This is a genomic window from Pseudomonas sp. MH9.3, from assembly GCF_034354675.1.
In the GTDB taxonomy this organism is placed as follows: Bacteria; Pseudomonadota; Gammaproteobacteria; order Pseudomonadales; family Pseudomonadaceae; genus Aquipseudomonas.
In genome coordinates this window covers 2,275,049-2,296,730 of the sequence record NZ_CP133785.1, presented here as the reverse complement: position 1 = coordinate 2,296,730, position 21,682 = coordinate 2,275,049, and the positions used below count along the sequence as shown (strand labels likewise).

Annotated in this window: 23 protein-coding genes, 4 tRNA genes and 1 riboswitch; of the genes, 14 read left to right on the top strand and 13 right to left on the bottom strand. The window is 58.4% G+C overall.

Translation table 11 applies throughout. The features are described 5' to 3' along the window. Window positions 1-61 precede the first annotated feature (61 nt). Genes astB through astE form a run of 3 tightly spaced genes read left to right on the top strand, consistent with a single transcriptional unit; the run spans window position 62 to window position 2,747 of the window. Entirely contained in the window at window positions 62-1,408 is a 1,347-nt protein-coding gene (gene astB / locus RHM60_RS09930; protein ID WP_322214314.1) for an N-succinylarginine dihydrolase, read from the top strand. A 26-nt stretch (window positions 1,409-1,434) separates the two neighbouring features. Beyond that, the gene (locus tag RHM60_RS09925; RefSeq protein ID WP_060757326.1) at window positions 1,435-1,725 is read left to right on the top strand and encodes a hypothetical protein; all 291 of its coding nucleotides are present in this window, start codon (window positions 1,435-1,437) and stop codon (window positions 1,723-1,725) included. An 11-nt stretch (window positions 1,726-1,736) separates the two neighbouring features. Then, entirely contained in the window at window positions 1,737-2,747 is a 1,011-nt protein-coding gene (gene astE, locus RHM60_RS09920; RefSeq protein WP_209984008.1) for a succinylglutamate desuccinylase, read from the top strand. On the opposite strand, the gene RHM60_RS09915 is transcribed toward astE, so the two are convergent. Continuing rightward, on the bottom strand, window positions 2,740-4,236 hold the full coding sequence (locus RHM60_RS09915) for a M91 family zinc metallopeptidase (RefSeq protein WP_322214313.1): 1,497 nt from the start codon (window positions 4,234-4,236) through the stop codon (window positions 2,740-2,742). The two genes, astE and RHM60_RS09915, sit on opposite strands and share 8 nt — an antisense overlap. Window positions 4,237-4,374: 138 nt before the next feature. Beyond that, entirely contained in the window at window positions 4,375-4,884 is a 510-nt protein-coding gene (locus RHM60_RS09910; protein ID WP_209984004.1) for a 6,7-dimethyl-8-ribityllumazine synthase, read from the bottom strand. Window positions 4,885-4,998: 114 nt separating this feature from the next. Further along, window positions 4,999-5,168: riboswitch (FMN riboswitch) on the bottom strand. Between the two features lie 182 nt (window positions 5,169-5,350). Between RHM60_RS09910 and ltaE the strand changes: the two genes are divergently transcribed. From ltaE to mgtE, 8 genes are all read left to right on the top strand, one after another. Continuing rightward, window positions 5,351-6,355 carry a low-specificity L-threonine aldolase gene (ltaE, locus tag RHM60_RS09905; RefSeq protein ID WP_209984002.1) on the top strand — a complete coding sequence of 335 codons (1,005 nt, stop codon included), beginning with the start codon at window positions 5,351-5,353 and terminating at the stop codon, window positions 6,353-6,355. Between the two features lie 147 nt (window positions 6,356-6,502). Next, a complete protein-coding gene (gene alaS, locus RHM60_RS09900) occupies window positions 6,503-9,121 on the top strand; it encodes an alanine--tRNA ligase (RefSeq protein WP_209984000.1) in 2,619 nt (872 codons plus the stop codon). Between the two features lie 95 nt (window positions 9,122-9,216). Next, a complete protein-coding gene (locus RHM60_RS09895) occupies window positions 9,217-10,458 on the top strand; it encodes an aspartate kinase (RefSeq protein ID WP_209983998.1) in 1,242 nt (413 codons plus the stop codon). A gap of 173 nt (window positions 10,459-10,631) precedes the next feature. After that, entirely contained in the window at window positions 10,632-10,874 is a 243-nt protein-coding gene (gene csrA / locus RHM60_RS09890; protein ID WP_231422923.1) for a carbon storage regulator CsrA, read from the top strand. Between the two features lie 62 nt (window positions 10,875-10,936). After that, window positions 10,937-11,027 (top strand) — tRNA-Ser (locus RHM60_RS09885). A 108-nt stretch (window positions 11,028-11,135) separates the two neighbouring features. Continuing rightward, window positions 11,136-11,212: transfer RNA gene (locus RHM60_RS09880), tRNA-Arg, on the top strand. 71 nt (window positions 11,213-11,283) lie between these two features. Further along, window positions 11,284-11,360 (top strand) — tRNA-Arg (locus tag RHM60_RS09875). A 338-nt stretch (window positions 11,361-11,698) separates the two neighbouring features. Next, a complete protein-coding gene (gene mgtE, locus RHM60_RS09870; RefSeq protein ID WP_003233511.1) occupies window positions 11,699-13,141 on the top strand; it encodes a magnesium transporter in 1,443 nt (480 codons plus the stop codon). Window positions 13,142-13,254: 113 nt separating this feature from the next. Here mgtE and RHM60_RS09865 read toward each other — a convergent pair whose 3' ends face one another. From RHM60_RS09865 to RHM60_RS09855, 3 genes are all read right to left on the bottom strand, one after another. Then, entirely contained in the window at window positions 13,255-13,581 is a 327-nt protein-coding gene (locus RHM60_RS09865; RefSeq protein WP_003193592.1) for an Arc family DNA-binding protein, read from the bottom strand. Window positions 13,582-13,988: 407 nt separating this feature from the next. Next, window positions 13,989-14,168: a PA3371 family protein gene (locus tag RHM60_RS09860; protein WP_322214312.1), complete on the bottom strand. Its 180-nt coding sequence runs from the start codon at window positions 14,166-14,168 to the stop codon at window positions 13,989-13,991. A gap of 10 nt (window positions 14,169-14,178) precedes the next feature. Continuing rightward, complete coding sequence (locus RHM60_RS09855; RefSeq protein WP_322214591.1) at window positions 14,179-14,406, bottom strand: hypothetical protein; 228 nt, start codon at window positions 14,404-14,406, stop codon at window positions 14,179-14,181. A gap of 348 nt (window positions 14,407-14,754) precedes the next feature. Here RHM60_RS09855 and RHM60_RS09850 point away from each other — a divergent pair. Both RHM60_RS09850 and RHM60_RS09845 read left to right on the top strand, forming a co-directional pair. After that, window positions 14,755-14,831: transfer RNA gene (locus tag RHM60_RS09850), tRNA-Arg, on the top strand. A gap of 147 nt (window positions 14,832-14,978) precedes the next feature. Beyond that, a complete protein-coding gene (locus RHM60_RS09845) occupies window positions 14,979-16,091 on the top strand; it encodes a YecA family protein (RefSeq protein ID WP_322214311.1) in 1,113 nt (370 codons plus the stop codon). A gap of 8 nt (window positions 16,092-16,099) precedes the next feature. Here the strand turns inward: RHM60_RS09845 and RHM60_RS09840 are convergent, their stop codons facing one another. Continuing rightward, complete coding sequence (locus RHM60_RS09840) at window positions 16,100-16,717, bottom strand: recombinase family protein (protein ID WP_322214310.1); 618 nt, start codon at window positions 16,715-16,717, stop codon at window positions 16,100-16,102. A gap of 207 nt (window positions 16,718-16,924) precedes the next feature. Between RHM60_RS09840 and RHM60_RS09835 the strand changes: the two genes are divergently transcribed. After that, window positions 16,925-17,572 carry a hypothetical protein gene (locus tag RHM60_RS09835; RefSeq protein ID WP_322214309.1) on the top strand — a complete coding sequence of 216 codons (648 nt, stop codon included), beginning with the start codon at window positions 16,925-16,927 and terminating at the stop codon, window positions 17,570-17,572. 138 nt (window positions 17,573-17,710) lie between these two features. On the opposite strand, the gene RHM60_RS09830 is transcribed toward RHM60_RS09835, so the two are convergent. From RHM60_RS09830 to RHM60_RS09800, 7 genes are all read right to left on the bottom strand, one after another. Continuing rightward, window positions 17,711-18,136 carry a hypothetical protein gene (locus RHM60_RS09830; protein WP_322214308.1) on the bottom strand — a complete coding sequence of 142 codons (426 nt, stop codon included), beginning with the start codon at window positions 18,134-18,136 and terminating at the stop codon, window positions 17,711-17,713. 83 nt (window positions 18,137-18,219) lie between these two features. Further along, entirely contained in the window at window positions 18,220-18,834 is a 615-nt protein-coding gene (locus tag RHM60_RS09825) for a tail assembly protein (RefSeq protein WP_322214307.1), read from the bottom strand. Window positions 18,835-18,842: 8 nt separating this feature from the next. After that, window positions 18,843-19,187, bottom strand: coding sequence for a hypothetical protein (locus RHM60_RS09820; RefSeq protein WP_322214306.1), 345 nt, complete (start codon window positions 19,185-19,187; stop codon window positions 18,843-18,845). 69 nt (window positions 19,188-19,256) lie between these two features. Next, the gene (locus RHM60_RS09815) at window positions 19,257-20,090 is read right to left on the bottom strand and encodes a hypothetical protein (RefSeq protein ID WP_322214305.1); all 834 of its coding nucleotides are present in this window, start codon (window positions 20,088-20,090) and stop codon (window positions 19,257-19,259) included. After that, window positions 20,087-20,305, bottom strand: a complete 219-nt coding sequence (locus tag RHM60_RS09810; RefSeq protein ID WP_322214304.1) for a hypothetical protein — start codon at window positions 20,303-20,305, stop codon at window positions 20,087-20,089. Before RHM60_RS09810 ends, RHM60_RS09815 begins: the two co-directional genes overlap by 4 nt. Beyond that, window positions 20,292-20,723, bottom strand: coding sequence for a hypothetical protein (locus RHM60_RS09805; protein WP_322214303.1), 432 nt, complete (start codon window positions 20,721-20,723; stop codon window positions 20,292-20,294). The genes RHM60_RS09810 and RHM60_RS09805 overlap by 14 nt, the downstream gene beginning before the upstream one ends. Beyond that, window positions 20,720-21,136 carry a DUF5681 domain-containing protein gene (locus tag RHM60_RS09800; protein WP_322214302.1) on the bottom strand — a complete coding sequence of 139 codons (417 nt, stop codon included), beginning with the start codon at window positions 21,134-21,136 and terminating at the stop codon, window positions 20,720-20,722. The genes RHM60_RS09805 and RHM60_RS09800 overlap by 4 nt, the downstream gene beginning before the upstream one ends. Window positions 21,137-21,682: the final 546 nt, after the last annotated feature.

Below are 21,682 nucleotides of genomic sequence, written 5' to 3'. Positions count from 1 at the left end.
TGGGAGGGGTGTGTTGAGACTTTTGAAGCCTATAAAAACAGATGTTCGTGGAGCCTCGCCGATGAAATCCTGTGAAGTCAATTTTGACGGTCTAGTGGGGCCGACCCATAACTACGGCGGCTTGTCCTTCGGCAACGTCGCGTCCCAGAGCAACAGCCAGCAGCATTCCAACCCCAGGGAAGCGGCGTTGCAGGGCCTGCAGAAAATGAAGGCGCTGATGGACATGGGCTTTGCGCAAGGCGTGCTCGCGCCCCAGGAGCGCCCCGATGTGGCCGCCTTGCGCAGCCTTGGTTTCAGCGGCAGCGACGCGCAGGTCATCGAGCAGGCCGCCAGGCAGGCGATGCCGTTGCTGGTCGCCAGTTGCTCCGCCTCGAGCATGTGGGTGGCCAACGCCGCCACGGTCAGCCCGAGCGCCGATACCATTGACGGCCGCGTGCACTTCACCGCCGCCAACCTCAATTGCAAATACCACCGCAGCATCGAACACCCCACCACCAGCCGCGTGCTGGGGGCGATGTTCGCCGACGCGCAGCGCTTCGCCCATCACGCCGCCTTGCCGGCGGTGGCGCAGTTCGGCGACGAAGGCGCGGCCAACCACACGCGTTTTTGCCGCAGCTATGGCGAGGCCGGTGTGGAGTTTTTCGTGTTCGGCCGCAGCGCCTTCGACCCGCGCTACCCGGCGCCGCAGAAGTACCCGGCGCGCCAGACCCTGGAAGCGTCCCAGGCCGTCGCACGCCTGCACGGCCTGGCGGATGACGGCGTGGTCTACGCCCAGCAGAACCCGGCGGTGATCGATGCCGGGGTGTTCCACAACGATGTGATCGCGGTGGGCAATGGCGAGGTGCTGTTCTATCACGAGGATGCATTCCTCAACACCGAGCAGGTGCTCGCCGAACTGCACGGCAAGCTGGCCCGGCTGGGCGGCCATTTTCAGGCGGTGTGTGTGCCGCGCGCCGAGGTCAGCGTCGAGGACGCGGTGCGTTCCTACCTGTTCAACAGCCAGTTGCTGACCCGGCCGGACGGCTCGATGCTGCTGATCGTGCCGCAGGAATGCCGTGCCAACGAGCGCGTGTGGCGTTACCTGCAAACCCTCACCACCGCCGGTGGCGTGATCCGCGAAGTCAAGGTGTTCGACCTCAAGCAAAGCATGCAGAACGGCGGCGGCCCGGCGTGCCTGCGCTTGCGCGTGGCATTGAACGAGACCGAGCTGGCGGCGGTGAACCCGGGCGTTATCCTGACCGCGCCGCTGTACGAGACCCTTACTCAGTGGGTCGACAGACACTACCGCGACAGCCTGCGCGAAACCGACCTGGCTGACCCGCAATTGCTGATTGAGTGCCGGACGGCACTGGATGAACTGACGCAAATCCTTAAACTGGGCTCGGTTTATCCGTTCCAGATCAATTAATACCCATCCACGGCTGAGAGTTATTTATGACCACCGACACCCTGAAACTGATCCTTGAAGACACCGACGGCACCCAGCTGGAAACCTCCTGCACGCGCGTTGCCGTGGTCTGGCAGGGCAAGGAGATCTGGATCCAGCACGATGGCCGTGGCCAGTTGCTGATCGGTGTGGACGTGGAAGAGGGCGACGCCGAGTACGCCAACCTGCTGATGCGCCCGTTGGCCACCAACCTGATGAGCCTGCAACTGGAAATGGAACCGGCCGACGTCGACGGCGATGACGACGATCACGTCCATGGCCCAGGCTGCAACCACTAAGGAAGCTGCGTATGCTCGCCCTCGGCAAACTGCTTGAACTGACCCTCGCCGGTCGTGAACCGGCGCAAAAAATTCAACTGACTGTCGACGGCGTGCAGATGCGCTGGCTCAGCGAGGGCGCGCTCGAAGTGCGCCCGCCGCAGGCCCTGGACGCCGGCGGCGACCTGCTGCTGTCGTCAGGCATCCATGGCAACGAAACCGCGCCGATCGAACTGCTCGACCGCCTGTTGCATGGCATCGCTCGGGGCGAGATCAAACCGCGTAACCGTATTCTGTTTCTGTTCGGTAACCCCGAGGCCATGCGTCGCGGCGAGCGTTACCTGGAACTGGACGTTAACCGGCTGTTCAATGGTCGGCATGAACAAAACATCGGCCCGGAGGCCATCCGCGCCGCCGAGCTCGAGCAACTGGCCCGCAGCTTTTTCAGCCTGCCGGGCCGCTGGCGCTTGCATTACGACCTGCACACCGCCATTCGCGGTTCGAAGATCGAGCAGTTTGCGCTTTACCCGTGGAAAGAAGGTCGCCAGCATTCGCGCCGCGAACTGGCGCGCCTGAGCGCCGCCGGCATGCAAGCGGTGCTGCTGCAGAATAAAGCCTCGATCACCTTTACCGCGTTCACCTATGAGCAGCTCGATGCCGAGGCCTTTACCCTGGAGTTGGGCAAGGCGCGGCCGTTCGGGCACAACCAGGGCGTTGATGTGTCGCGTCTGGAGACGCGCCTGACGCAGATCATCGAGGGCACGGAGCCTGCGGGCGAGACCCTGGACGGCCTGCAACTGTTCGCGGTCGCCCGTGAGGTCATCAAACACAGCGACGCCTTCCTGATGCATCTGCCGGCAGACGTGGAAAACTTTTCGCAGTTGGACAAAGGCTACCTGCTGGCCGAAGACGTGGCCAAGACCCGCTGGGTGATCGAGGAGGAGGGCGCGCGCATTATCTTCCCCAACCCGAAGGTGAAGAATGGCCTGCGCGCCGGGATCCTGATCGTGCCGATCTCGGAGAGCGCCGCCGCGTTCAAATAGGTGGAGATGAATATTGCTTGCGCGGCGGCATGCCCAGCTCCTCTCGGATACCGTTTTCGGTGAACGGTGTGGCGTTGGTGTGGGTGGGTGGCGTGGACGGGTCATTGTCGAAATCGAAAGCAATGGCGTCTGTCGGCAGGCCGACTGCCTGAAGTTCGTGATTGGGGATGATCGGGCGCGGTTTGTTGCCGTCTGCACCGTCAAGGCTGGCGCCCTGCAACGAAGTGCCGGTGACGACGTTATAGGCATGGCACAGTTCGTGATAGAGCAACGGGATATTGCTCATTCGATTGCCGATGAACGAAGGGTTGTAATACACAGCGCCGCCATAGGAGGGCGTGCCAGGCCTGTTGTCCTGAATGAATGAGGGCGGCGTCGAAGCAGGGCTGGGCACGAACAGGCCATTGGCTTCGTCCTGCAGCTCATAAATGTTGATGGGTGTACCGCTGCGCAGTTCGGCGGCATCCAGCGCCCGGAACAGGTGCTGCCCGTTGGGCGAGTTGGCCAGCAGCTGCAAGTCATCGTTTACCCGCTGTTGAAATTCCACGCTGCCGATGACGCGTATGCCGCTGTTTTGCAGGGAGAGCGGTTGGATATCGGTCACCAGCGCTTGAGGGTGAGGGCACTCGGGTGAGGTGTCCGAGGGCGTCAAACCATGTGCGATGAACTGTCCTGCCGCTGCGAGGCCGCTGTTGGGGTTGGCGAAGACCTTGTCATCTGGTTTGAGCTGCGTGACCACGTCCAGCCCTTCGCCGGTATACAGCACGTTTGAGCGGGGGCCTGCCTGTATCAAGTCGTTGCCGGGGCCTCCTGTCAGGATGTTGTGCGCGCTCCCGCCCGTTAATTGATCGTCGCCTTCGCCGCCATTGATGAACGCCAGCCCGCTTGCGGCGATAACCTTGTCGTCTCCTGCGCCGGCGTAGACGGTCATTTCACCGTCTGCGAGGGAGAAAATCTGGTCCGCGCCGTCGCCCCCTTCGATATAGGCGGGGCCTCGGTGATTCAGGATTATATCGTTGCCAGGGCCTGCAAAAATGCGCGTATAGCCGCCTCCGGCGAAGATATGATCGTCACCTTCCCCCGAGTCGACCAGTATCGGCCGCGTCACGTTCTCGGCGATGTGGATCAAGTCGTTGCCACCCTGCGTTCGAAAGACGACGAACTGGTTCAACCCGGCCAGGGTAACCACAAAGTGCTCGCTATTGATCACCACCATGAGGCCGTTATCTTGAGGGCGTATATCGACGTGGATTCGGTCGTCCTCGTCGTGGGTGGTAAACACGATGTAGTCGTGAAGTTCATCGGCCAACTCTCGTTCGACGGTGACGAGAGGCGTTTGATGCAGCGTAATGAACGTCAGCGTTTTTTGAATATCGAGGTCTCTGTTGAGAGAGCGGGTGCGGCTGGCGGGCGCGCTGAGGCGGCCGTCAATGAGCCATTGAAGGTCAGCGCCACGAGGGGCAAGGGGAGGTGAAGGAACGTGAGACATGGTGACTCCGATGATGGTTGGGAAGCGCTTGTGACAAGCGTCAACGCCATTACATCGTCGGTACCGCGGTTGCTGGCTTTACTTATATAGGATGCCCAATCGCACGGGACTGCCCGTGCGATTGGGCGGCAATCGGACTCAGCTGACGCGCTTTTGCAGCTCGCTCTGATAGATCGCGCGAATCTTGTGCAGCGTATCGGCACAGGTGCGCGCCGCTTCCTGGCCCTTGTGCACGAAGTGCTCGTAGAAGAAGGTGTGGTGCTCGCTGCCGGCGTGGAAGTGGTGCGGGGTGAGGGACACCGAGAACACCGGCACTTCGGTTTCCAACTGCACCTGCATCAGGCCACTGACCACCGATTGGGCGACGAATTCGTGACGGTAGATGCCGCCGTCCACTACCAGCGCGGCGGCGACGATGCCGGCGTAACGGCCGGTCTTGGCCAGCAGCTTGGCGTGCAGGGGCATTTCAAAGGCGCCGCCGACTTCGAAGAAATCGATGTCCGATTCCTGGTAGCCCTGGGCGATCATTTCGGCGAGGAAGCCTTTGCGGGATTGGTCGACAATATCCTTGTGCCAGCAGGCCTGGATAAACGCGACGCGCTCGCCGTGATGGTTTTTGCTTTTGCTGTCGATAGCGGTGGGTTGCATGTTCTGACTCCTGTTTAAGAAAAAAACAGGGCGTTATGAATCGAATGGGATTTCAAGGGTACGAACAGCGACGTCATGCAGGCATGAGGTCGACGCGCGGCGCTTGGGTGCCAATCCCGTTCTCTCTTCATCCGGACTATGACCGTCGGCCCCGGGATCACACCGGGTCTGCTGACCTTGCCGCCGTCCTGCGTGAGCAGTTCGAGGCGCCAAGCGCTCGCGGGCTATGCACATTGCGCGCAATTACCGCCGGTGGGGAATTACACCCCGCCCTGAGAACGTTGCCGTCAGAACCCTGACGGCGAAGGGTTTTTAACACGGTTTTTGCAAAACTGCACGATTGCCGTATCGATCACCTAGATCGGTTTGTTTGATGGATATTCGATTCCTGACCACACAGGGCTTGATATTGCGCGGCGTTGCCCGCAGTAATCGTCACTACACCCCACCGTCAGAGGCCTGCTTGATGAACGTCATAGACCTGCGCAGCGACACCGTGACCCAACCCACGCCCGGTATGCTTGATGCCATGGCCACTGCCGCCACTGGCGATGACGTCTACGGCGAAGACCCCAGCGTCAATCGCCTGGAGGCCGAGCTGGCCCGGCGCCTGGGGTTTGCCGCCGCGCTGTTCGTGCCTACCGGCACCATGAGCAACCTGCTGGCGTTGATGGCCCACTGTGAGCGCGGCGAGGAGTACATCGTCGGCCAGCAGGCGCACACCTACAAATACGAAGGCGGTGGTGCGGCGGTGCTCGGTTCGATTCAACCCCAGCCACTGGAGGCGCAGGCCGACGGTTCCCTCGATCTGGGCCAGGTGCTGGAAGCGATCAAGCCCGACGATTTTCACTTCGCGCCTACCCGCCTGCTGGCGCTGGAAAACACCATGCAGGGCAAGGTCCTGTCGCTCGATTACCTGGCCAGGGCCCGCGCGTTTACCCACGAACATGGCCTGTCCCTGCACCTGGACGGCGCGCGGCTTTATAACGCGGCGGTCAAGCTGGGCGTGGAGGCGCGGGAGATCGCCCGGCATTTCGATTCGGTGTCGGTGTGCCTGTCCAAGGGCCTGGGCGCGCCAGTGGGCTCGGTGCTGTGCGGCTCCACAGCGCTGATCGCCAAGGCGCGGCGCCTGCGCAAGATGGTCGGTGGCGGCATGCGCCAGGCGGGGTCGCTGGCGGCGGCGGGGCTGTATGCGCTGGATCATCATGTGCAACGCCTGGCCGACGACCACGCCAACGCCCAGTGGCTGGGCGAGGCGCTGCGCGATGCCGGCTACCCCGTGGAGCCGGTGCAGACCAACATGGTCTACGTGCAGATGGGTGACCGTCACCAGGCGTTCAAGGATTTTGCTGGCGAAAGGGGCATCAAATTGAGCACGGCGCCACGCCTGCGTATGGTCACGCACATGGATGTGAACCGCACGCAGCTCGAACAGGTGGTGCGGGCATTTGTCGAGTTTTCGCGCAACTGACAGGTGCAGGCCGTCTAATTGAACGTTTCTATCGTATAAACACGCTGTACCCCCGGCAAAGGGCCGATATAATGCGGCCCTTTGCCGTCGCTCCGTCTGATGATGTTGCGCACTGGCCTTTGGCCGCAGCCTCCGTGGAAGAACCTAATGAAAAGCGCAGAAATCCGTGAAGCCTTCCTTCGCTTCTTCGAAGAGCAAGGTCACACCCGTGTCTCCTCCAGCTCCTTGATCCCAGGCAATGACCCGACCCTGCTGTTCACCAACGCGGGGATGAACCAGTTCAAGGACTGCTTCCTGGGCCAGGAAAAGCGCGCCTACACCCGCGCCACCAGCAGCCAGAAGTGCGTACGCGCCGGCGGCAAGAACAGCGACCTGGAGAATGTCGGTTACACCGCTCGCCACCACACCTTCTTCGAAATGCTGGGCAACTTCAGCTTCGGCGACTATTTCAAGAAAGATGCGATCACCTTCGCCTGGACCTTCCTCACCGGCGTGTTGAAGCTGCCCAAGGAAAAGCTCTGGGTCACCGTCTACGCGACGGACGACGAAGCCTATGACATCTGGACCCAACAGATCGGCGTGCCCGCCGAGCGCATGATTCGCATCGGCGACAACAAGGGCGCCCCGTACGCGTCCGACAACTTCTGGACCATGGGCGACACCGGCCCGTGCGGCCCCTGCACCGAGATTTTCTACGATCACGGCGCCGACATCTGGGGCGGCCCGCCGGGCTCGCCGGAAGAAGACGGCGACCGTTACATCGAAATCTGGAACAACGTGTTCATGCAGTTCAATCGCACCGCCGACGGCGTGTTGCATCCGCTGCCGGCGCCGTCGGTGGACACCGGCATGGGCCTGGAGCGGATCAGTGCGGTGATGCAGCACGTTCACTCCAACTATGAAATCGACCTGTTCACCAACCTGCTGAGCGCCTCGGCGGCGGCCATTGGCTGCGCCAATGAAAGCCAGTCTTCGCTCAAGGTGGTGTCCGACCACATCCGTTCCTGCGGTTTCCTGATCGCCGACGGCGTGCTGCCCTCCAACGAGGGCCGTGGCTACGTGCTGCGCCGCATCATCCGTCGCGCTTGCCGCCACGGTAACAAGCTGGGCGCCACTGGCAGCTTTTTCTACAAGATCGTCGCCGCGCTGGTGGCCGAGATGGGCGAGGCTTTCCCTGAGCTCAAGCAGCAGCAGACCAACATCGAGCGCGTGCTCAAGGCCGAGGAGGAGCAGTTCTCCAAGACCCTGGAACACGGCCTGAAAATTCTCGAGCAGGATCTGGCCGAGCTTAAAGGCACGGTCGTGCCGGGCGACGTGGTGTTCAAACTGTACGACACCTACGGCTTCCCGATGGACCTGACCGCCGACATCGCCCGTGAGCGCGAGCTGACCATCGATGAGGCCGGCTTTGAGCGTGAGATGGAGGCCCAGCGCGTGCGCGCCCGGTCCGCCAGCTCTTTTGGCCTGGATTACAACACCCTGGTCAAGGTCGACGTGCCGACCGAATTCATCGGCTACAAGGCGACCGCCGGCGCGGCCAAAATCGTTGCGATCTATAAGGACGGCAAATCCGTCGACGTGTTGAGCGAAGGCGAAGAAGCCGTCGTGGTGCTTGACCAGACGCCGTTCTACGCCGAATCCGGTGGCCAGATCGGTGACTGTGGTTTCCTCAGCTCCACGTCCGGGCGTTTTGATGTGCGTGACACCACCAAGACCGGCGGTGCGTTCCTGCATCACGGTGTGCTGGTGCTGGGCAATCTGACGGTCGGTGCGCCGGTCGACACCCAGGTGGATGCGGACGTGCGCCATGCCACCGCGCTGAACCACTCGGCCACCCACTTGCTGCACGCGGCCTTGCGCCAGGTGCTGGGCGAGCATGTCCAGCAGAAGGGTTCGCTGGTCGACAGCCAGCGCCTGCGCTTCGACTTCAGCCACTTTGAAGCGATCAAGCCTGCGCAGATCAAGGCCCTTGAAGACATCGTCAACGCCGAGATTCGTCGCAACACTCCGGTCGAGACCGAAGAAACCGATATCGACACCGCCAAGGCCAAGGGCGCGATGGCGCTGTTCGGCGAGAAGTATGGCGACAGCGTGCGCGTGCTGAGCATGGGCGGCGCATTCTCGGTGGAGCTGTGCGGCGGTATCCACGCCAACCGCACCGGCGACATCGCGCTGCTGAAAATTGTCAGCGAAGGCGGTGTGGCGTCTGGTGTGCGGCGTATCGAGGCGGTCACCGGTGCTGCGGCTCTGGCCTACCTGAATGCGGCCGAAGAACAACTCAAGGAAGCGGCCAGCCTGGTCAAGGGCAGCCGCGACAACCTGATCGACAAACTGTCCGCCGTGCTCGAGCGCAACCGTGCGCTGGAGAAGCAGCTGGAACAGTTGCAGGCCAAGGCGGCCAGTGCAGCGGGTGACGATCTGTCGGCCGCTGCAGTGGACGTCAAGGGTGTGAAAGTACTGGCGGCACGTCTGGACGGTCAGGACGGCAAGGCGTTGCTGGCCCTGGTCGATCAGTTGAAGAACAAGCTCGGCCGCGCAGTGATCCTGCTCGGCGGTGTGCATGAGGATAAGGTCGTGCTGGTTGCGGGTGTAACCAAGGACCTGACTGGCCAACTCAAAGCCGGTGATTTGATGAAACAGGCCGCTGCGGCAGTGGGCGGGAAGGGCGGTGGTCGCCCGGACATGGCGCAAGGCGGTGGTGTGGACGCCGGTGCCCTGGATGCGGCCCTGGCCCTGACCGTGCCATTTGTCGAAGCAGGTATTTAAGGCGCTGTTAAACGGCCCGCGACCCTGTCGCGGGCGGTTGAGTGCTGGTTGAATTGGAAATCAGGCGCCCCTTTACGGGCTGAGGCGGCTTAGAAATGGCTTTGATCGTACAGAAATTTGGAGGCACCTCGGTCGGCTCTGTCGAAAGAATCGAGCAGGTCGCCGACAAGGTTAAGAAGTTCCGCGACGCCGGCGATGACCTGGTGGTGGTGCTGTCGGCCATGAGCGGTGAAACCAATCGCCTGATCGAACTGGCCAAGGCCATCAGTGGCGATCAGCAACCGTTGCCGCGTGAGCTGGATGTGATCGTGTCCACCGGCGAGCAGGTGACCATTGGCTTGCTGGCCATGGCGCTGAACAGGCGCGGCGTGCCGGCGGTGTCCTACACGGGCAGCCAGGTGCGCATCCTGACCGACAGCGCGCATACCAAGGCGCGAATCCTGCAGATTGATGATCAGAAAATTCGTACTGATCTGAAAGCCGGTCGCGTGGTAGTGGTAGCTGGGTTCCAGGGGGTGGATGAGCACGGCAACATCACCACCCTCGGACGTGGCGGTTCGGACACCACGGGCGTTGCGCTGGCAGCGGCTCTCAAGGCGGATGAATGCCAGATCTACACCGATGTGGACGGCGTCTACACCACCGATCCGCGTGTCGTGTCCGTGGCTCAGCGCCTGGACAAGATCACCTTCGAAGAGATGCTGGAGATGGCCAGTCTCGGTTCCAAGGTGTTGCAGATTCGTGCGGTGGAGTTTGCCGGCAAGTACAACGTTCCGCTGCGCGTATTGCACAGCTTCAAAGAGGGTCCGGGCACCCTCATTACTATTGATGAAGAGGAATCCATGGAACAGCCGATCATTTCCGGCATCGCTTTCAACCGCGATGAAGCCAAGCTGACGATCCGTGGCGTGCCGGATACTCCGGGCGTGGCGTTCAAGATCCTCGGTCCGATCAGTGGCGCAAATATTGAAGTCGACATGATCGTGCAGAATGTTTCGCACGATAACACCACCGATTTCACCTTCACCGTGCACCGCAACGAGTACGATGCGGCCGAGCGTATCCTGCAGAACACCGCGAGCGGGATTGGCGCCCGTGAAGTGGTCGGCGATACCAAAATTGCCAAGGTGTCGATCGTGGGTGTGGGCATGCGTTCCCATGCCGGTGTTGCCAGCCGCATGTTCGAGGCCCTGGCCAAGGAAAGCATCAATATCCAGATGATCTCCACCTCGGAAATCAAAGTCTCGGTGGTGATTGAAGAGAAGTACCTGGAGCTTGCGGTGCGCGCGTTGCACACCGCTTTTGAGCTCGATGCGCCGGCCCGACAGGGCGAGTAAGGCAGTGCCGGAAGGGCGCGGTATACCGCGCCTTTCCTTTTTTGTGGGGCGCGTGGTCTTTTGCGTCGGCTCGACAATACTCAGATGCAAGGTCTACCCGCTCCTGCAGCGTAGGCTGAGCGTTTTTTTTGCAGACTGTTGTTCCAGAACTGAAGTGCGTGAGGTGAAAGGTTATGTTGATTCTGACTCGTCGTTGCGCAGAAAGCCTGATTATCGGTGATGGCGAAATCACCGTGACCGTGCTCGGCGTCAAAGGCAATCAAGTGCGTATCGGGGTTAACGCTCCGAAAGAGGTAGCGGTCCACCGGGAGGAAATCTTCCAGCGGATCAGTAAGGAAAAGGAAAAGGAGAAAGAGCAGCAGGGACGTCAGCAGCAGGACGAGGACGAGGAAAACGACGAAGAACCAAGCCATTAATTTTTATCGCTTTTTGTGTTTGCAAACGGGGATGAACGTGGTTAATATACGCCCCGTGTTGCGGAGAGCTGGCCGAGTGGCCGAAGGCGCTCCCCTGCTAAGGGAGTACACCTCAAAAGGGTGTCGGGGGTTCGAATCCCCCGTTCTCCGCCATTATTTGCTTAGTACGTTGCAGTCTGGATTTATCGGTAAGTTGTTGAAATTACTCGAAAAAATCGCTTTACATAGAGATTGAACGGCCTATAATGCGCGGCAACAAATGCACTCGTAGCTCAGCTGGATAGAGTACTCGGCTACGAACCGAGCGGTCACAGGTTCGAATCCTGTCGAGTGCACCATTTAAGAGTAAACTGCAGCAATGCGGTGACTCGGCTTCAACCAGTTGTGATCTGGTCTAAAAACACAATCTGCACTCGTAGCTCAGCTGGATAGAGTACTCGGCTACGAACCGAGCGGTCACAGGTTCGAATCCTGTCGAGTGCACCATACAAACAAAAAGCCCGCCAAGTGCGGGCTTTTTGCCGTCTGGCGTTTGTGCAGGATTTCTCCTGATCCATCACCCTGATGTGTTTTCCGCCCGGGTTGCGACGTCGCAGTTCCCGGTGCAGCTCAGGCTCAACTTTGCCTCGCAAGCGCTTGTTCTCTCCAGTTTTTTAAGATTAAAAGCCACCGAGCGGTGTATCATTGCGCCCGTCAGCCCCGCCGGGGCTTGTGGAATACCTCCATGGACTTACCCAGTAGTAACTCAGTAACCCGCTTTACCAATCATGAATTGACTGATTGATCCTTCCGGCGTGCCCCGCTGCTGGGAGTGGAGTTCGCCTATGACCGAAGTAGAAGTTAAGAAAACACAAGACAGCCTGCAGGATCGCCTGGCTCAAGTCATCGAGCTGCTGCAGCGCCAGCGCGTGGTCGAAGACCTCACGCATCGCCAGGAAGGCCCGAATCACGACCGCGTTGAAAACCTGGTCCATCGGCAAAACCTCGTCGAGCTGCAGCGCAAGCTCGATGACCTGCACTCCGCCGACGTCGCCTATATTCTTGAAGCCTTGCCGCTGGATGATCGACTGACGCTCTGGCAGTTGGTCAAGGCTGACCGCGACGGCGACATCCTGCTCGAAGTATCCGACTCCGTACGTGAAACCCTGATCGCCGACATGGACGATCACGAGCTGCTGGCCGCCGCCAAGGAAATGGACGCCGACGAACTGGCTGACCTTGCGCCTGAATTGCCGCGTGATGTTGTCCATGAGCTGATGGAGGCGCTGGACACTCAGCAGCGTGAGCGCGTGCGTTCAGCGCTGTCGTACGACGAGGACCAGGTCGGCGCCCTGATGGACTTCGAGATGGTCACCATTCGCGAAGACGTCAGCCTCGAGGTGGTTTTGCGCTACCTGCGCCGTCTGAAGGAGCTGCCAGGTCATACCGACAAGCTGTTTGTCGTCGACTATGAGGGCATCCTCAAGGGCGTACTGCCGATCAAGCGCCTGCTGGTGAACGATCCGGAGAAGAAAGTTGCGGACTTGATGGCCAGCGATACCGTGAGCTTTCACCCGGACGAGGACGCGTATGACGCGGCCCAGGCCTTTGAGCGTTATGACTTGATCTCGGCGCCGGTGGTTGACAAGAACGGCAAGCTGATTGGCCGTTTGACCATCGACGAAATCGTCGATCTGATTCGTGAAGAGAGTGAAACCGAAGTCCTCAACATGGCGGGTTTGCGTGAGGAGGAAGATATTTTTGCCTCGGTCTGGCGCTCGCTGCATAACCGCTGGGCATGGCTGGCGGTTAACCTGATTACCGCGTTCATCGCCTCGCGAGTCATCGGGCTGTTTGAAGGCTCTATTGAAAAGCTCGTGGCACTGGCGGCGTTGATGCCGATTGTGGCGGGCATCGGCGGTAACTCCGGTAACCAGACCATCACCATGATCGTGCGCGCGATGGCGCTGGATCAGGTGAGTACCGCCAACTCTTCCCGCTTGCTGCGCAAGGAGCTGGCCGTCGGGCTTATCAACGGTCTGGTGTGGGGTGGGGTGATCGGTGTGGTGGCCTACTTGCTGTATGGCAGTTGGTCGCTCGGCGTGGTGATGACTGCCGCCATGACGCTCAACCTGCTGTTGGCTGCGTTCATGGGCGTGTTGATTCCGATGACCCTGGCACGCCTTGGTCGCGACCCCGCAATGGGGGCGAGTGTCATGATCACAGCCATGACGGACAGTGGAGGTTTCTTCATCTTCCTCGGCTTGGCGACCATATTCCTGTTGTAAGGTGCTCTGTGGGAGCGAGCAAGCTCGCTCCTGATGAAGAGTGGCCCCTCAAATTTCAGGCAAAAAAAAGCCAGCATTCAGCTGGCTTCGGCTTTCAATTTTGCAATCTTGAATCAATTGGCTTCTGCGGCCGCCTCAACGTCGTGCGCGATAAGCGAAACGAGGGCATTCTGCTGGCGGTGGGAAAGCTGACGAAAGCGCTGCAGCAGCTCGCGTTCGTGCAGTGACAACTCCGGACTGTCCAGACGCATGCTCAGCTCTTCGCCCAACGCACCTTCCTGAATAAGGCTCTGCTCCAGGCGCGCGATGATTTCAGAGTTCATGCTGCGGTGATGATTGCGAGCCACCTCGGCAATGCGTTCCCGCATACCGTCTGGCAGACGTACGACGAATTTGTCAGCCGTACGGCTGGAATAAATTGCCTGTTTCAATGGGCGCATATATTTAACCGGTTAGTTCAGGGGAGCGGTTTTTGGAATTGGCCGCAAGGATGAGTGTTAAGACAAGACTCACGACCAAAGTTCAACCCGAATTGCAAAGAGGTCGCATCATGCCTCAGATTCGACATTTCCTTGGCGTCAATTCTGTGACAAATATTGAACTGCCTAAAGGCTTTATGCCAGCACTGATTTGCATTTTTGCGGACTGGTTTGAATATTTTTTGCGTGGCGCGCGCGTTAAACGCGGATCAACACGCCAACCACCGCAGCGAATGTCTGGAGGGCGCACATCGTAAAGCAATATGGCTGTTTGCCCCTAGTGCTAAGACTAGTGGCATTCTGCCAATTTACTAGGTCTATACGACGTAAGGTAGGAGATGGCGGGGAAGGTGGCGCAACAGCAGCTTTCAGCGCAGCACAGGATCGAACTTGATACGGCGACCGACGATCAGCGTGAGCACCAGCAACACAGCGAATACCGCACTGGCGATAAAGGCTGTGATTTGCCCCTCTTGTGCAGAGGCCTGAAGGCCAAAAGCGGCGCTGATCAGGGTTAGGCAGAGAAACAACCAGGAGGATTTGGACATGACAGCTTCCTTAGAAAACCCAGTGTTCAGCGGTGGGAGCTGACTGTGCATTCTGTGTGACGCGCACAGGCGTTTGCGCATTTGCAGTCATCACCGCCAATTGCGGACGCTGCTGCAGGTGGTGTGGAACGGGCTGGCGAAGCTGCGCAACGTCATCACCTGTGGTCGACTGGAAATGAAACATCACCAAAGCGGCGAGTGCCACGGTATTGAGGGCTAACAGAAGCGCACTGTTCATGTTCATGTTCTCCGCCGATTGCTCTGCCAGGTTGGTGATGGGTTGTCCGTGTAGGACTTGTCTTATAGAAGATATTGCAGATGCCGTGCCAATGTTTATTTTCAATAAAATCAATGGGTTGGGATTAAACAACGGGGCTTTCTGATTGCAATTTGCAATGCTGGCATTTTGGGGGAGTGCATTTTGCACGATGCCCTGCAAGTCCCGGTTTTACTGGGCCAAGTAGCGATCTGCCGGGCGAGGAATGACCTACACGTAAAAAGCCAACGGACGACATGACAAAACGGACCTTGGCCGTTAACATGCTCGCCGTCCGTCGCCATGCCTTTGGCCGGGCGACTGTCATTTGTCCCAGTAGCTCAATTGGATAGAGCATCCCCCTCCTAAGGGGAAGGTTGGCCGTTCGAACCGGCCCTGGGACACCATATATTACGGGCCTCTTAAGCCATATTCCCGATAGCACTATTTTTGGTGACAGCAGGGTGGCAGCAAGAGGCGAAAATAAACCCCGCATAGGTCAGCCTTGCGGGGTTTTTTTGTGGTTGTAATAGTCGCCATAAACAGGAGGCTTTATGAACATGGGTAGAAATGAGCTGTGCTGGTGTGGTTCGGGGAAGAAATTCAAGCGTTGTCATTTGGGACGCGCCGCTGCTGATCCCCTCAAGTCCTGGGACATAAGCTCTGCGCACCGGAAAAGCTTCTCTAAGCGGCTTTGCTCTGCTCCTGACTCACTCCATGATCAATGCACAAGTACTATCGTTTCTGCTCATACAGTGCCCCGTTCGGGAAGTCTCAATCAGATCGCCGATGAGGGCCACGTACTCACATTCATTCCGACATTGGAAAGTTTGATCAAATACAAAGGGGTCTTGCATCCCGAAAGAGTGGGCGTGCGGAAGGCTTCTACTTTCACTGGATTCTGCTCCAAGCACGACGATGAGCTATTTGGGCCTGTTGAAAAAGAGAAATTTTTCGGCACTCAAGAACAGTGCTTTTTGCTTGCCTATAGGGCCTACGCCAGAGAAATTTACACAAAGCGAGCAGCCGCCGATCAGAGCGTGCTGCATAAGGAAATGGATCGAGGAAAAACACCGGATCAACAATTCGAAATTCAAGCGTTCGCCTTCCTACACGGTGCAGGGATAAGAGCCGCATTGCGCGACATCAATCACCACAAGCCGCGCTTTGAAAAACATCTGCTTAGCTCTGACTTTGCTGACGTCCGCTCCTACGTGATTGAGCTGGAAAACGCCCCGCCAGTAATGTGCAGCGCTACCTATGCACCAGATAAAGATTTTGAGGGTCAGCACCTGCAGGATATGGCTGACGTAGGTCTGATCCCAAATATGATGAGCGTTACATCGTTCTACGGCGGCGATAAGGGGCAAATCGTATTCACTTGGCTGCCTGATGATGATGAGACCTGCATTCCTCTCATCGAGAGCCTTGAGCGCGTTAAGGACGCGGATATATCTGCAAAAGTTGTTTCGTACCTATTCGATAATTTTGAAAACGTGCATGTATCTCCTATTTGGTGGGATTCTATCGGTCCGGACAACCAAGCTGCTTTGATCAATCGAATGACGGGCGAAGTAGGTGTCGCATTTGGCCTTATTCCGGCTGCGAAGCTGCCTTTCCGCATTTCTCCGTGGCCTATCACTAGGCGTTACAGGGTGGGCTGTTAAGGGTCGATTTAGCAGCGAGCAGAGTCCCGAATTCGCAATACGGTGGTGGTCGAGCAGTTGGCGTGCCGTGCCGTTGCGCGAATCCCCAGGCCGGCGCCGAGCAGCTCGGCCACGCGCTTGTGCAGATCGGCGTCCACCGGACGCCCCTGGTACTTGCCGGCCGCCTTGGCCTTCTCGATGCCCTGGGCCTGGCGGTCGCGGCGTTGCTCGTAATCCTTGCGCGCGATCGCTGCCATCATTTCCACCAGCATTGAGTTGATGGCCCCCAGCATCCGCCCGGTGAACTCGTCGCCCTTGGTGTCCTGCATTCCCTGGTGGCTGGTCGGCAGGTCGAGCGCGACGATGCGCAGCCCCTTGGAGTCGATAGCCGCCTTGAGTCTTTGCCAGTCCTCAACCGGCAGGCGGGAGAGCCGGTCTATCGATTCAACCAGCAGAACGTCACCCTTGCGCGCGTCTTTCAGCAGGCGCAGCAACTCTGGCCGGTCGGCGGTGGCGCCGCTGGCGTTCTCCAGGTACACGCTGGCGATGACCTTGTTATGGTCACTGGCGAACTGCTCGAGCGAGGCGCGGGCGCGGCCGGCGTCTTGCTCTTCGGTGGATGCTCGGAGGTATGCGCGGATGAACATGATGGGTGCCTGTATCAGTTAGGGCGTTCTACTAATACTGTTGCACTTTGGGTGTTACTTATCAAGCGAAAAGCCCGAGAAAGGCAAAATAAGCCTGTATCTGGATAGGCATACTCAAAATGGAGGAGAAAGCGTTAGCATCATCAGGGAGTTGCTGATTCGAAAGCCCACACCTCATCAACTTGACTTGAAATTAGGAGCCTCATCATGGAACCGCCTGAGCAGTTAACCAAGCCGGATCACCTCGCCGAGTGGAATCGACTCAACATTCAGAATGCTGAAAATGGGCTGGTGTCTCTGATTTTTGAGAACGTTATTGAGTCGACGCGATTCTTTGACAATTACTCCACCTGGCTTACGGTTGGTACAGGCGCGGCTACTGCTCTACTTCTCACGAATGTAGGCTCGATACTTCCGTTTTTGACTGCCGCGGGGTTCAAATTGAGTGGTCTGTTTCTTGTTTTGTCGATACTTTTTGGCGTGACGTCAAAGTTCTTCGCCATTCAATGTCAGATTTCAGATGCTCAAAATGAGTCAAAAACGAGTAGGGTTCAGACGGCCCTAAAGCATTATTTTGAAGAAGCGGGAAAAATCGAAAACGCAGCAGAAGTGGAGGGCCGTCAGATGGTAACAGAGCTGAATATGGAGAGAGTTTTCACAACCTTTCTTATGCCATTTCCTAGGTGGATGCGTGGATTTCTTCTAAAGAAGCTGATTAAAAGCACTTCAAATCCGCACGTTGGATACTTGATACCGCTGCGTTTTTTTCGATATCAGTGCACATCGACGCTTCTGCAAGTTCTATTTTTGTTCGCAGGCGCAGTTAGTGCGTTTTTGTACGCGCAGGCCTCATGACGGGCTCTGAATGGCTTGTCCCGCACGACTCGCAAACGCCTAGAACCTCTCAGGTCCATCAGGCACGATGGTGAAGTGGTGAAAACGCCACAGTGTGTAGGTTTCAATACGCTGTGTTGTTTTCGACACGGTGGCGGTTCAAAGAGTGGTCGGTAGGATGTCTACGTCTGCTTCGCTGCTGATGAAGGCACGGTAATTTTTTACCTGGCCAGCGCCGAGAGAAACCTCTCGCTCCCGACGATCCGCGGCGGTACCACAGAGACCTCCACCGATCACACCGGCACCCAGCACGATGTTGCCGGCCGGGATCTTGAAGGTGGCCTTCTCCTTGGTCGCCAGCCTGGCCACCAGCTTGCCGTCGACATAGATCCCCATGTCACAACCCGAACTGACAAAGCCGGAGTCTCTCACCACAGTGAGTGTGGCGTAGGGCGTAGCGGGGAGCGCCTGATACGAATAAACGCTGCTGGCGCTGGCCTGCCTTGCCTGATCGACAGAGACGGCAGATGTCGAGCAGCCCACCAGCAAGGCGGTCAGCAGGAGAGGGGCAATTGTCCTTTGCATGGGGTTCTTCTCCGTAAAACGAGGAATGTACCATCCTCGGGTTGAAGCCGCCTCATGGGTAGCTGCGGTGTTTCAGGTATTGGCTACATCTGGTCTTCGGCGTAGATAGCGGCGCTGATAATCGCGCCTCCTACCCGCCGCTTGCCGTAGCAGAGCGGTACCGGGTTACCGGATGCCGTGGTGTTCTTGGCGCTGCCGAAGGCGTAGCCGGGCGTGTTCTCTGGCGCAGCGCTGGTCTTCAGACCACCAGCCTGGGGGCTGAGCATCTGGATTACGCCGCCGATGGCCACAACAGCTCCCATCTTCATCATTGGTATGCCCACGGCACCGCCACCCATTGCTGTTACGACCGCACCCACAACGATTAGCACGGCGCCGACTATCGTCTGCAATGATCCGGCACGCTTACTACCCGTAATCACCGGGACAATCCGAATTTCTCTATTCCCGCCCAGGCCAAGTTCGTCTTCGCCGACATTCCTCCTATTGCGAAAAATAGCGAATTCAAGCCCTTTGGATTTGGCCCTGCACAGATCGTCGGCGAACCCGGGGTGGTTTACATCTATGGCCCTCACCGACTCTCGAACATCTCCATGGCTGGAAAGGACAAAGGTATGCTTTCGCCCGTATTTCTTTGCAAGTGACCCGCCCAAAAAGATAGTGGTCCGCGGCGAATAATCGATTGCTGTAGCGGCCATGGGGCCTCCTATGGATTGGTGGACGGGGCTGGAAGCCCAAGGCGAATGGCGAGCACAGCGCGCGACATATGCGCCTGGTCGATTGTCAGTTGTTCCTGGCGCGGTTCGTAGTTCCACACCCGGTTGTAGATCGCATCTCTGGCCCGGGCGCCTCGGAATGTCCCCCTCAGCAGGTCGGCCGAAACCCTGGCCTCTTCCTCGGTGAAGAAGGGGCCGTCGATTGTCACCTGTTGGCCACCGCTGACGCTCTGGACCTCCCACACTGTGTAGCCGGCGTCTGGCCCCTGGATCAGTTCGTAGGGTTTGAATTTCTGCGTTTTGCACGCTTCGGTAAAACGCTCTTGAAAGGTCATGTCTTCACACTCACAGGGTCTGCCGTTGATCGGCGCCACCAATACTTGCGTAGCGCACGGGTGCGACAGTTAGGCCGCTTCGGATTGATCAGGAGACGCTTTTGCGGAGGTGCGAGAGGGCATTTTTGCCAGCCATTCGCGAAGCGCTTCGGAGCCTTCGCAGCCCGATCTCCACTTCTCAAACCGGCCGGTGTACCCATTCGAATTGGCGACCATACCGCTCAGTGCGACACCCGCATTGGAGGCGGTGGCCAGCACGTCATCGTAGATCGCTAGCATCTGCTTGAGCCCTTCGATGTCTTCGGCGCGCGACGCGGCAATGCCTGCGCGCGAAAGGCTGTCAGCCGCCTCTGGCGATAGCCCGGAGAGCATTGGGTTTGCCCTGAGCACGGCCTCTACAACGTCGGGGTGACTACCAGCGCGCGCTTCAGCTACTAGCCGCTGACGCTCCTCCGGCTTGAGGCCTCGCACGATGGCTCGCAGCTCCTGATCAGCCAGGAAACCAACAACGTCCGAGCTAGCGCGAGGCGTGACCGCTGCAAACCCGCTGGCCACTGTTTGGGCCAGCGTGAGCATATCTTTTGCCGCCTTCTCCATCGCCGGCATCAGAGCGGGGATGATTCCGTCAATCTGCTCTTTGCCCTTGCGCTCAATGGCAGCGGCGTTGAGGTCCTTGTTCTCGCGAATCGAGAGAATTTCTTCTCCGAGGTCCTTGAACGCCTCCAGCGACAATCCCTGCAAATGGCGAACGGACTTCAGCAAGCCACCGGCCTGCCAGGTTCCTTTGGTGCCATCGGGGCGCTGAATATTGAAGGTTCTTGCCTCTACCTGGGAGTGCTCGTATTCGGAGTAGTGGAGGTTGGCCAAGCCAACTTTGAGGACGGATCGTTTGCCGATTTTCATTGGGTTACCTTTTGATTGTCTGGCCGTGGTTCGGCCGTTTGTTGGTCTGAGGCTTCGCTCAGGATCTCGAATAGGGACACGCTCTCTTGGGGGCCGCCGCCGGTTGCTGCGACGTGCAACTCGTCCATAAGGGCGCTGATCTCTCGCACGTCGCGATTGAACTGGGTGAGACCGGATTGCTGGCGCAACTTGGCCACCTGGCTACGTATGTTCATGGCGGGCCTCGATGATCAGTTGATACTGTTTTGCGACGTGATCTTTGATGTCTTGCCCAGCAGCCAGTGGCGGGAAGATCCAGGCACCAGGACTTGGGAATGGCCGCATATCCATCACACCTACCGGAGCGGGACGGCGGAGGCTTTCAATTGCGCGGACGTGGAGAATGAACGCCTCTGCCAGATTGGCCGCGTCATTGCTGTTCATGGTGCACAGTGGGAAGTGCATCACCGTCTGTACGCCCAAGACGGGATAGTTGAACGAATGGCCCACTGTCTCGGGGTAATCCATCTCCCCCTCAACCGCGTCAACCCTGCAGTCCACCACCGTCAACATAACGAGCACTGTCTCTTCATCTTCGGTGCCGATCTTCTCTGCAATTCGCTTGAGCTCGGCCCGCATCCACTTAATGCTCATTGCCGCATTCCCTCCATCTGTTCGCGGAGTTCTTCGACGGCCTTCTCTAGCTCGGCAACCTCGATGACTCGGGCAACAGCGCCTAGCCCTTCGATCAATGCCTTGCCCTGGTCGGGCGGTAGCTCGCCGGCGGCAACTGCGCGAAGGATTGATTTGGCTGCGCTGGGCAGGTCGGTGTCGTCCAGGTCGAAGCACACTGTCTCGGCAGTTGGCTTGATTGGCGGTACCAGGCGTTCAAGGATCAGACGGCAAGCCTGCATATCGCCTTTCTTGGCCGCTGTCAGAACCTTCTTTGTCACGGCGTCTGCACCTTCTGCGAGTCGGGCGCGCAGCTCTTGCGTCTGGCCGGAGCGGCCGCCGGGGTTACCCGACTGTCCGGGCTTCCATTTGCCGGCTTTATCGCGATCAGTCATGCGGCGGGCGATTCCATAGCGATGACCGGTTTGTTTTCGGCGAGCGCTATCAGCAGGGCGGATGCTTGAACGCTTCCGTCTGCTGCGGCTTCGCGAAGGCGGCCCCAGGCGGCGGCAACTTCGGATCGAGTTGGTTTGTGCTGGCGTCCTCGAGCGGGCTTAGCTGTGTTCATGGGTGCTGCCTCGAATGGGTTTTGAGTGGCTCAAAAACTCACATTAGGCATTATCTGATCATTTATCCAGTGCTTTTTAGGTGCACTCTAGGTGATACACATAACCGGATTAAACGGGACTGAAATAGTTAGTTTTGGGTGGATTGAAGAGGGCATTTTTGTTGCAGTAAGTCTAGGGTAAGCAAAGTGATACACGGCCATGCTTTCGGATTAGTCCAACCACTGATTGAGGATGGAGCGGGGAGGGCTGACCTACCGTTTCGGGATGTCAGGTTTCCGCGCCACGTTTTGTGAGATGTGAAAACGTGGCGCGGATTTGATGCATCCAGTTTTGGGTGCATCTTCCACCAGTGGTGGAACATCCATGATCGGG

Coding starts and splice junctions, on each gene's coding strand:
- astB (WP_322214314.1), top strand. CDS start 62: ATGAAATCCTGTGAAGTCAATTTTGACGGTCTAGTGGGGCCGACCCAT.
- RHM60_RS09925 (WP_060757326.1), top strand. CDS start 1,435: ATGACCACCGACACCCTGAAACTGATCCTTGAAGACACCGACGGCACC.
- astE (WP_209984008.1), top strand. CDS start 1,737: ATGCTCGCCCTCGGCAAACTGCTTGAACTGACCCTCGCCGGTCGTGAA.
- RHM60_RS09915 (WP_322214313.1), bottom strand. CDS start 4,236: ATGTCTCACGTTCCTTCACCTCCCCTTGCCCCTCGTGGCGCTGACCTT.
- RHM60_RS09910 (WP_209984004.1), bottom strand. CDS start 4,884: ATGCAACCCACCGCTATCGACAGCAAAAGCAAAAACCATCACGGCGAG.
- ltaE (WP_209984002.1), top strand. CDS start 5,351: ATGAACGTCATAGACCTGCGCAGCGACACCGTGACCCAACCCACGCCC.
- alaS (WP_209984000.1), top strand. CDS start 6,503: ATGAAAAGCGCAGAAATCCGTGAAGCCTTCCTTCGCTTCTTCGAAGAG.
- RHM60_RS09895 (WP_209983998.1), top strand. CDS start 9,217: ATGGCTTTGATCGTACAGAAATTTGGAGGCACCTCGGTCGGCTCTGTC.
- csrA (WP_231422923.1), top strand. CDS start 10,632: ATGTTGATTCTGACTCGTCGTTGCGCAGAAAGCCTGATTATCGGTGAT.
- mgtE (WP_003233511.1), top strand. CDS start 11,699: ATGACCGAAGTAGAAGTTAAGAAAACACAAGACAGCCTGCAGGATCGC.
- RHM60_RS09865 (WP_003193592.1), bottom strand. CDS start 13,581: ATGCGCCCATTGAAACAGGCAATTTATTCCAGCCGTACGGCTGACAAA.
- RHM60_RS09860 (WP_322214312.1), bottom strand. CDS start 14,168: ATGTCCAAATCCTCCTGGTTGTTTCTCTGCCTAACCCTGATCAGCGCC.
- RHM60_RS09855 (WP_322214591.1), bottom strand. CDS start 14,406: ATGAACAGTGCGCTTCTGTTAGCCCTCAATACCGTGGCACTCGCCGCT.
- RHM60_RS09845 (WP_322214311.1), top strand. CDS start 14,979: ATGAACATGGGTAGAAATGAGCTGTGCTGGTGTGGTTCGGGGAAGAAA.
- RHM60_RS09840 (WP_322214310.1), bottom strand. CDS start 16,717: ATGTTCATCCGCGCATACCTCCGAGCATCCACCGAAGAGCAAGACGCC.
- RHM60_RS09835 (WP_322214309.1), top strand. CDS start 16,925: ATGGAACCGCCTGAGCAGTTAACCAAGCCGGATCACCTCGCCGAGTGG.
- RHM60_RS09830 (WP_322214308.1), bottom strand. CDS start 18,136: ATGCAAAGGACAATTGCCCCTCTCCTGCTGACCGCCTTGCTGGTGGGC.
- RHM60_RS09825 (WP_322214307.1), bottom strand. CDS start 18,834: ATGGCCGCTACAGCAATCGATTATTCGCCGCGGACCACTATCTTTTTG.
- RHM60_RS09820 (WP_322214306.1), bottom strand. CDS start 19,187: ATGACCTTTCAAGAGCGTTTTACCGAAGCGTGCAAAACGCAGAAATTC.
- RHM60_RS09815 (WP_322214305.1), bottom strand. CDS start 20,090: ATGAAAATCGGCAAACGATCCGTCCTCAAAGTTGGCTTGGCCAACCTC.
- RHM60_RS09810 (WP_322214304.1), bottom strand. CDS start 20,305: ATGAACATACGTAGCCAGGTGGCCAAGTTGCGCCAGCAATCCGGTCTC.
- RHM60_RS09805 (WP_322214303.1), bottom strand. CDS start 20,723: ATGAGCATTAAGTGGATGCGGGCCGAGCTCAAGCGAATTGCAGAGAAG.
- RHM60_RS09800 (WP_322214302.1), bottom strand. CDS start 21,136: ATGACTGATCGCGATAAAGCCGGCAAATGGAAGCCCGGACAGTCGGGT.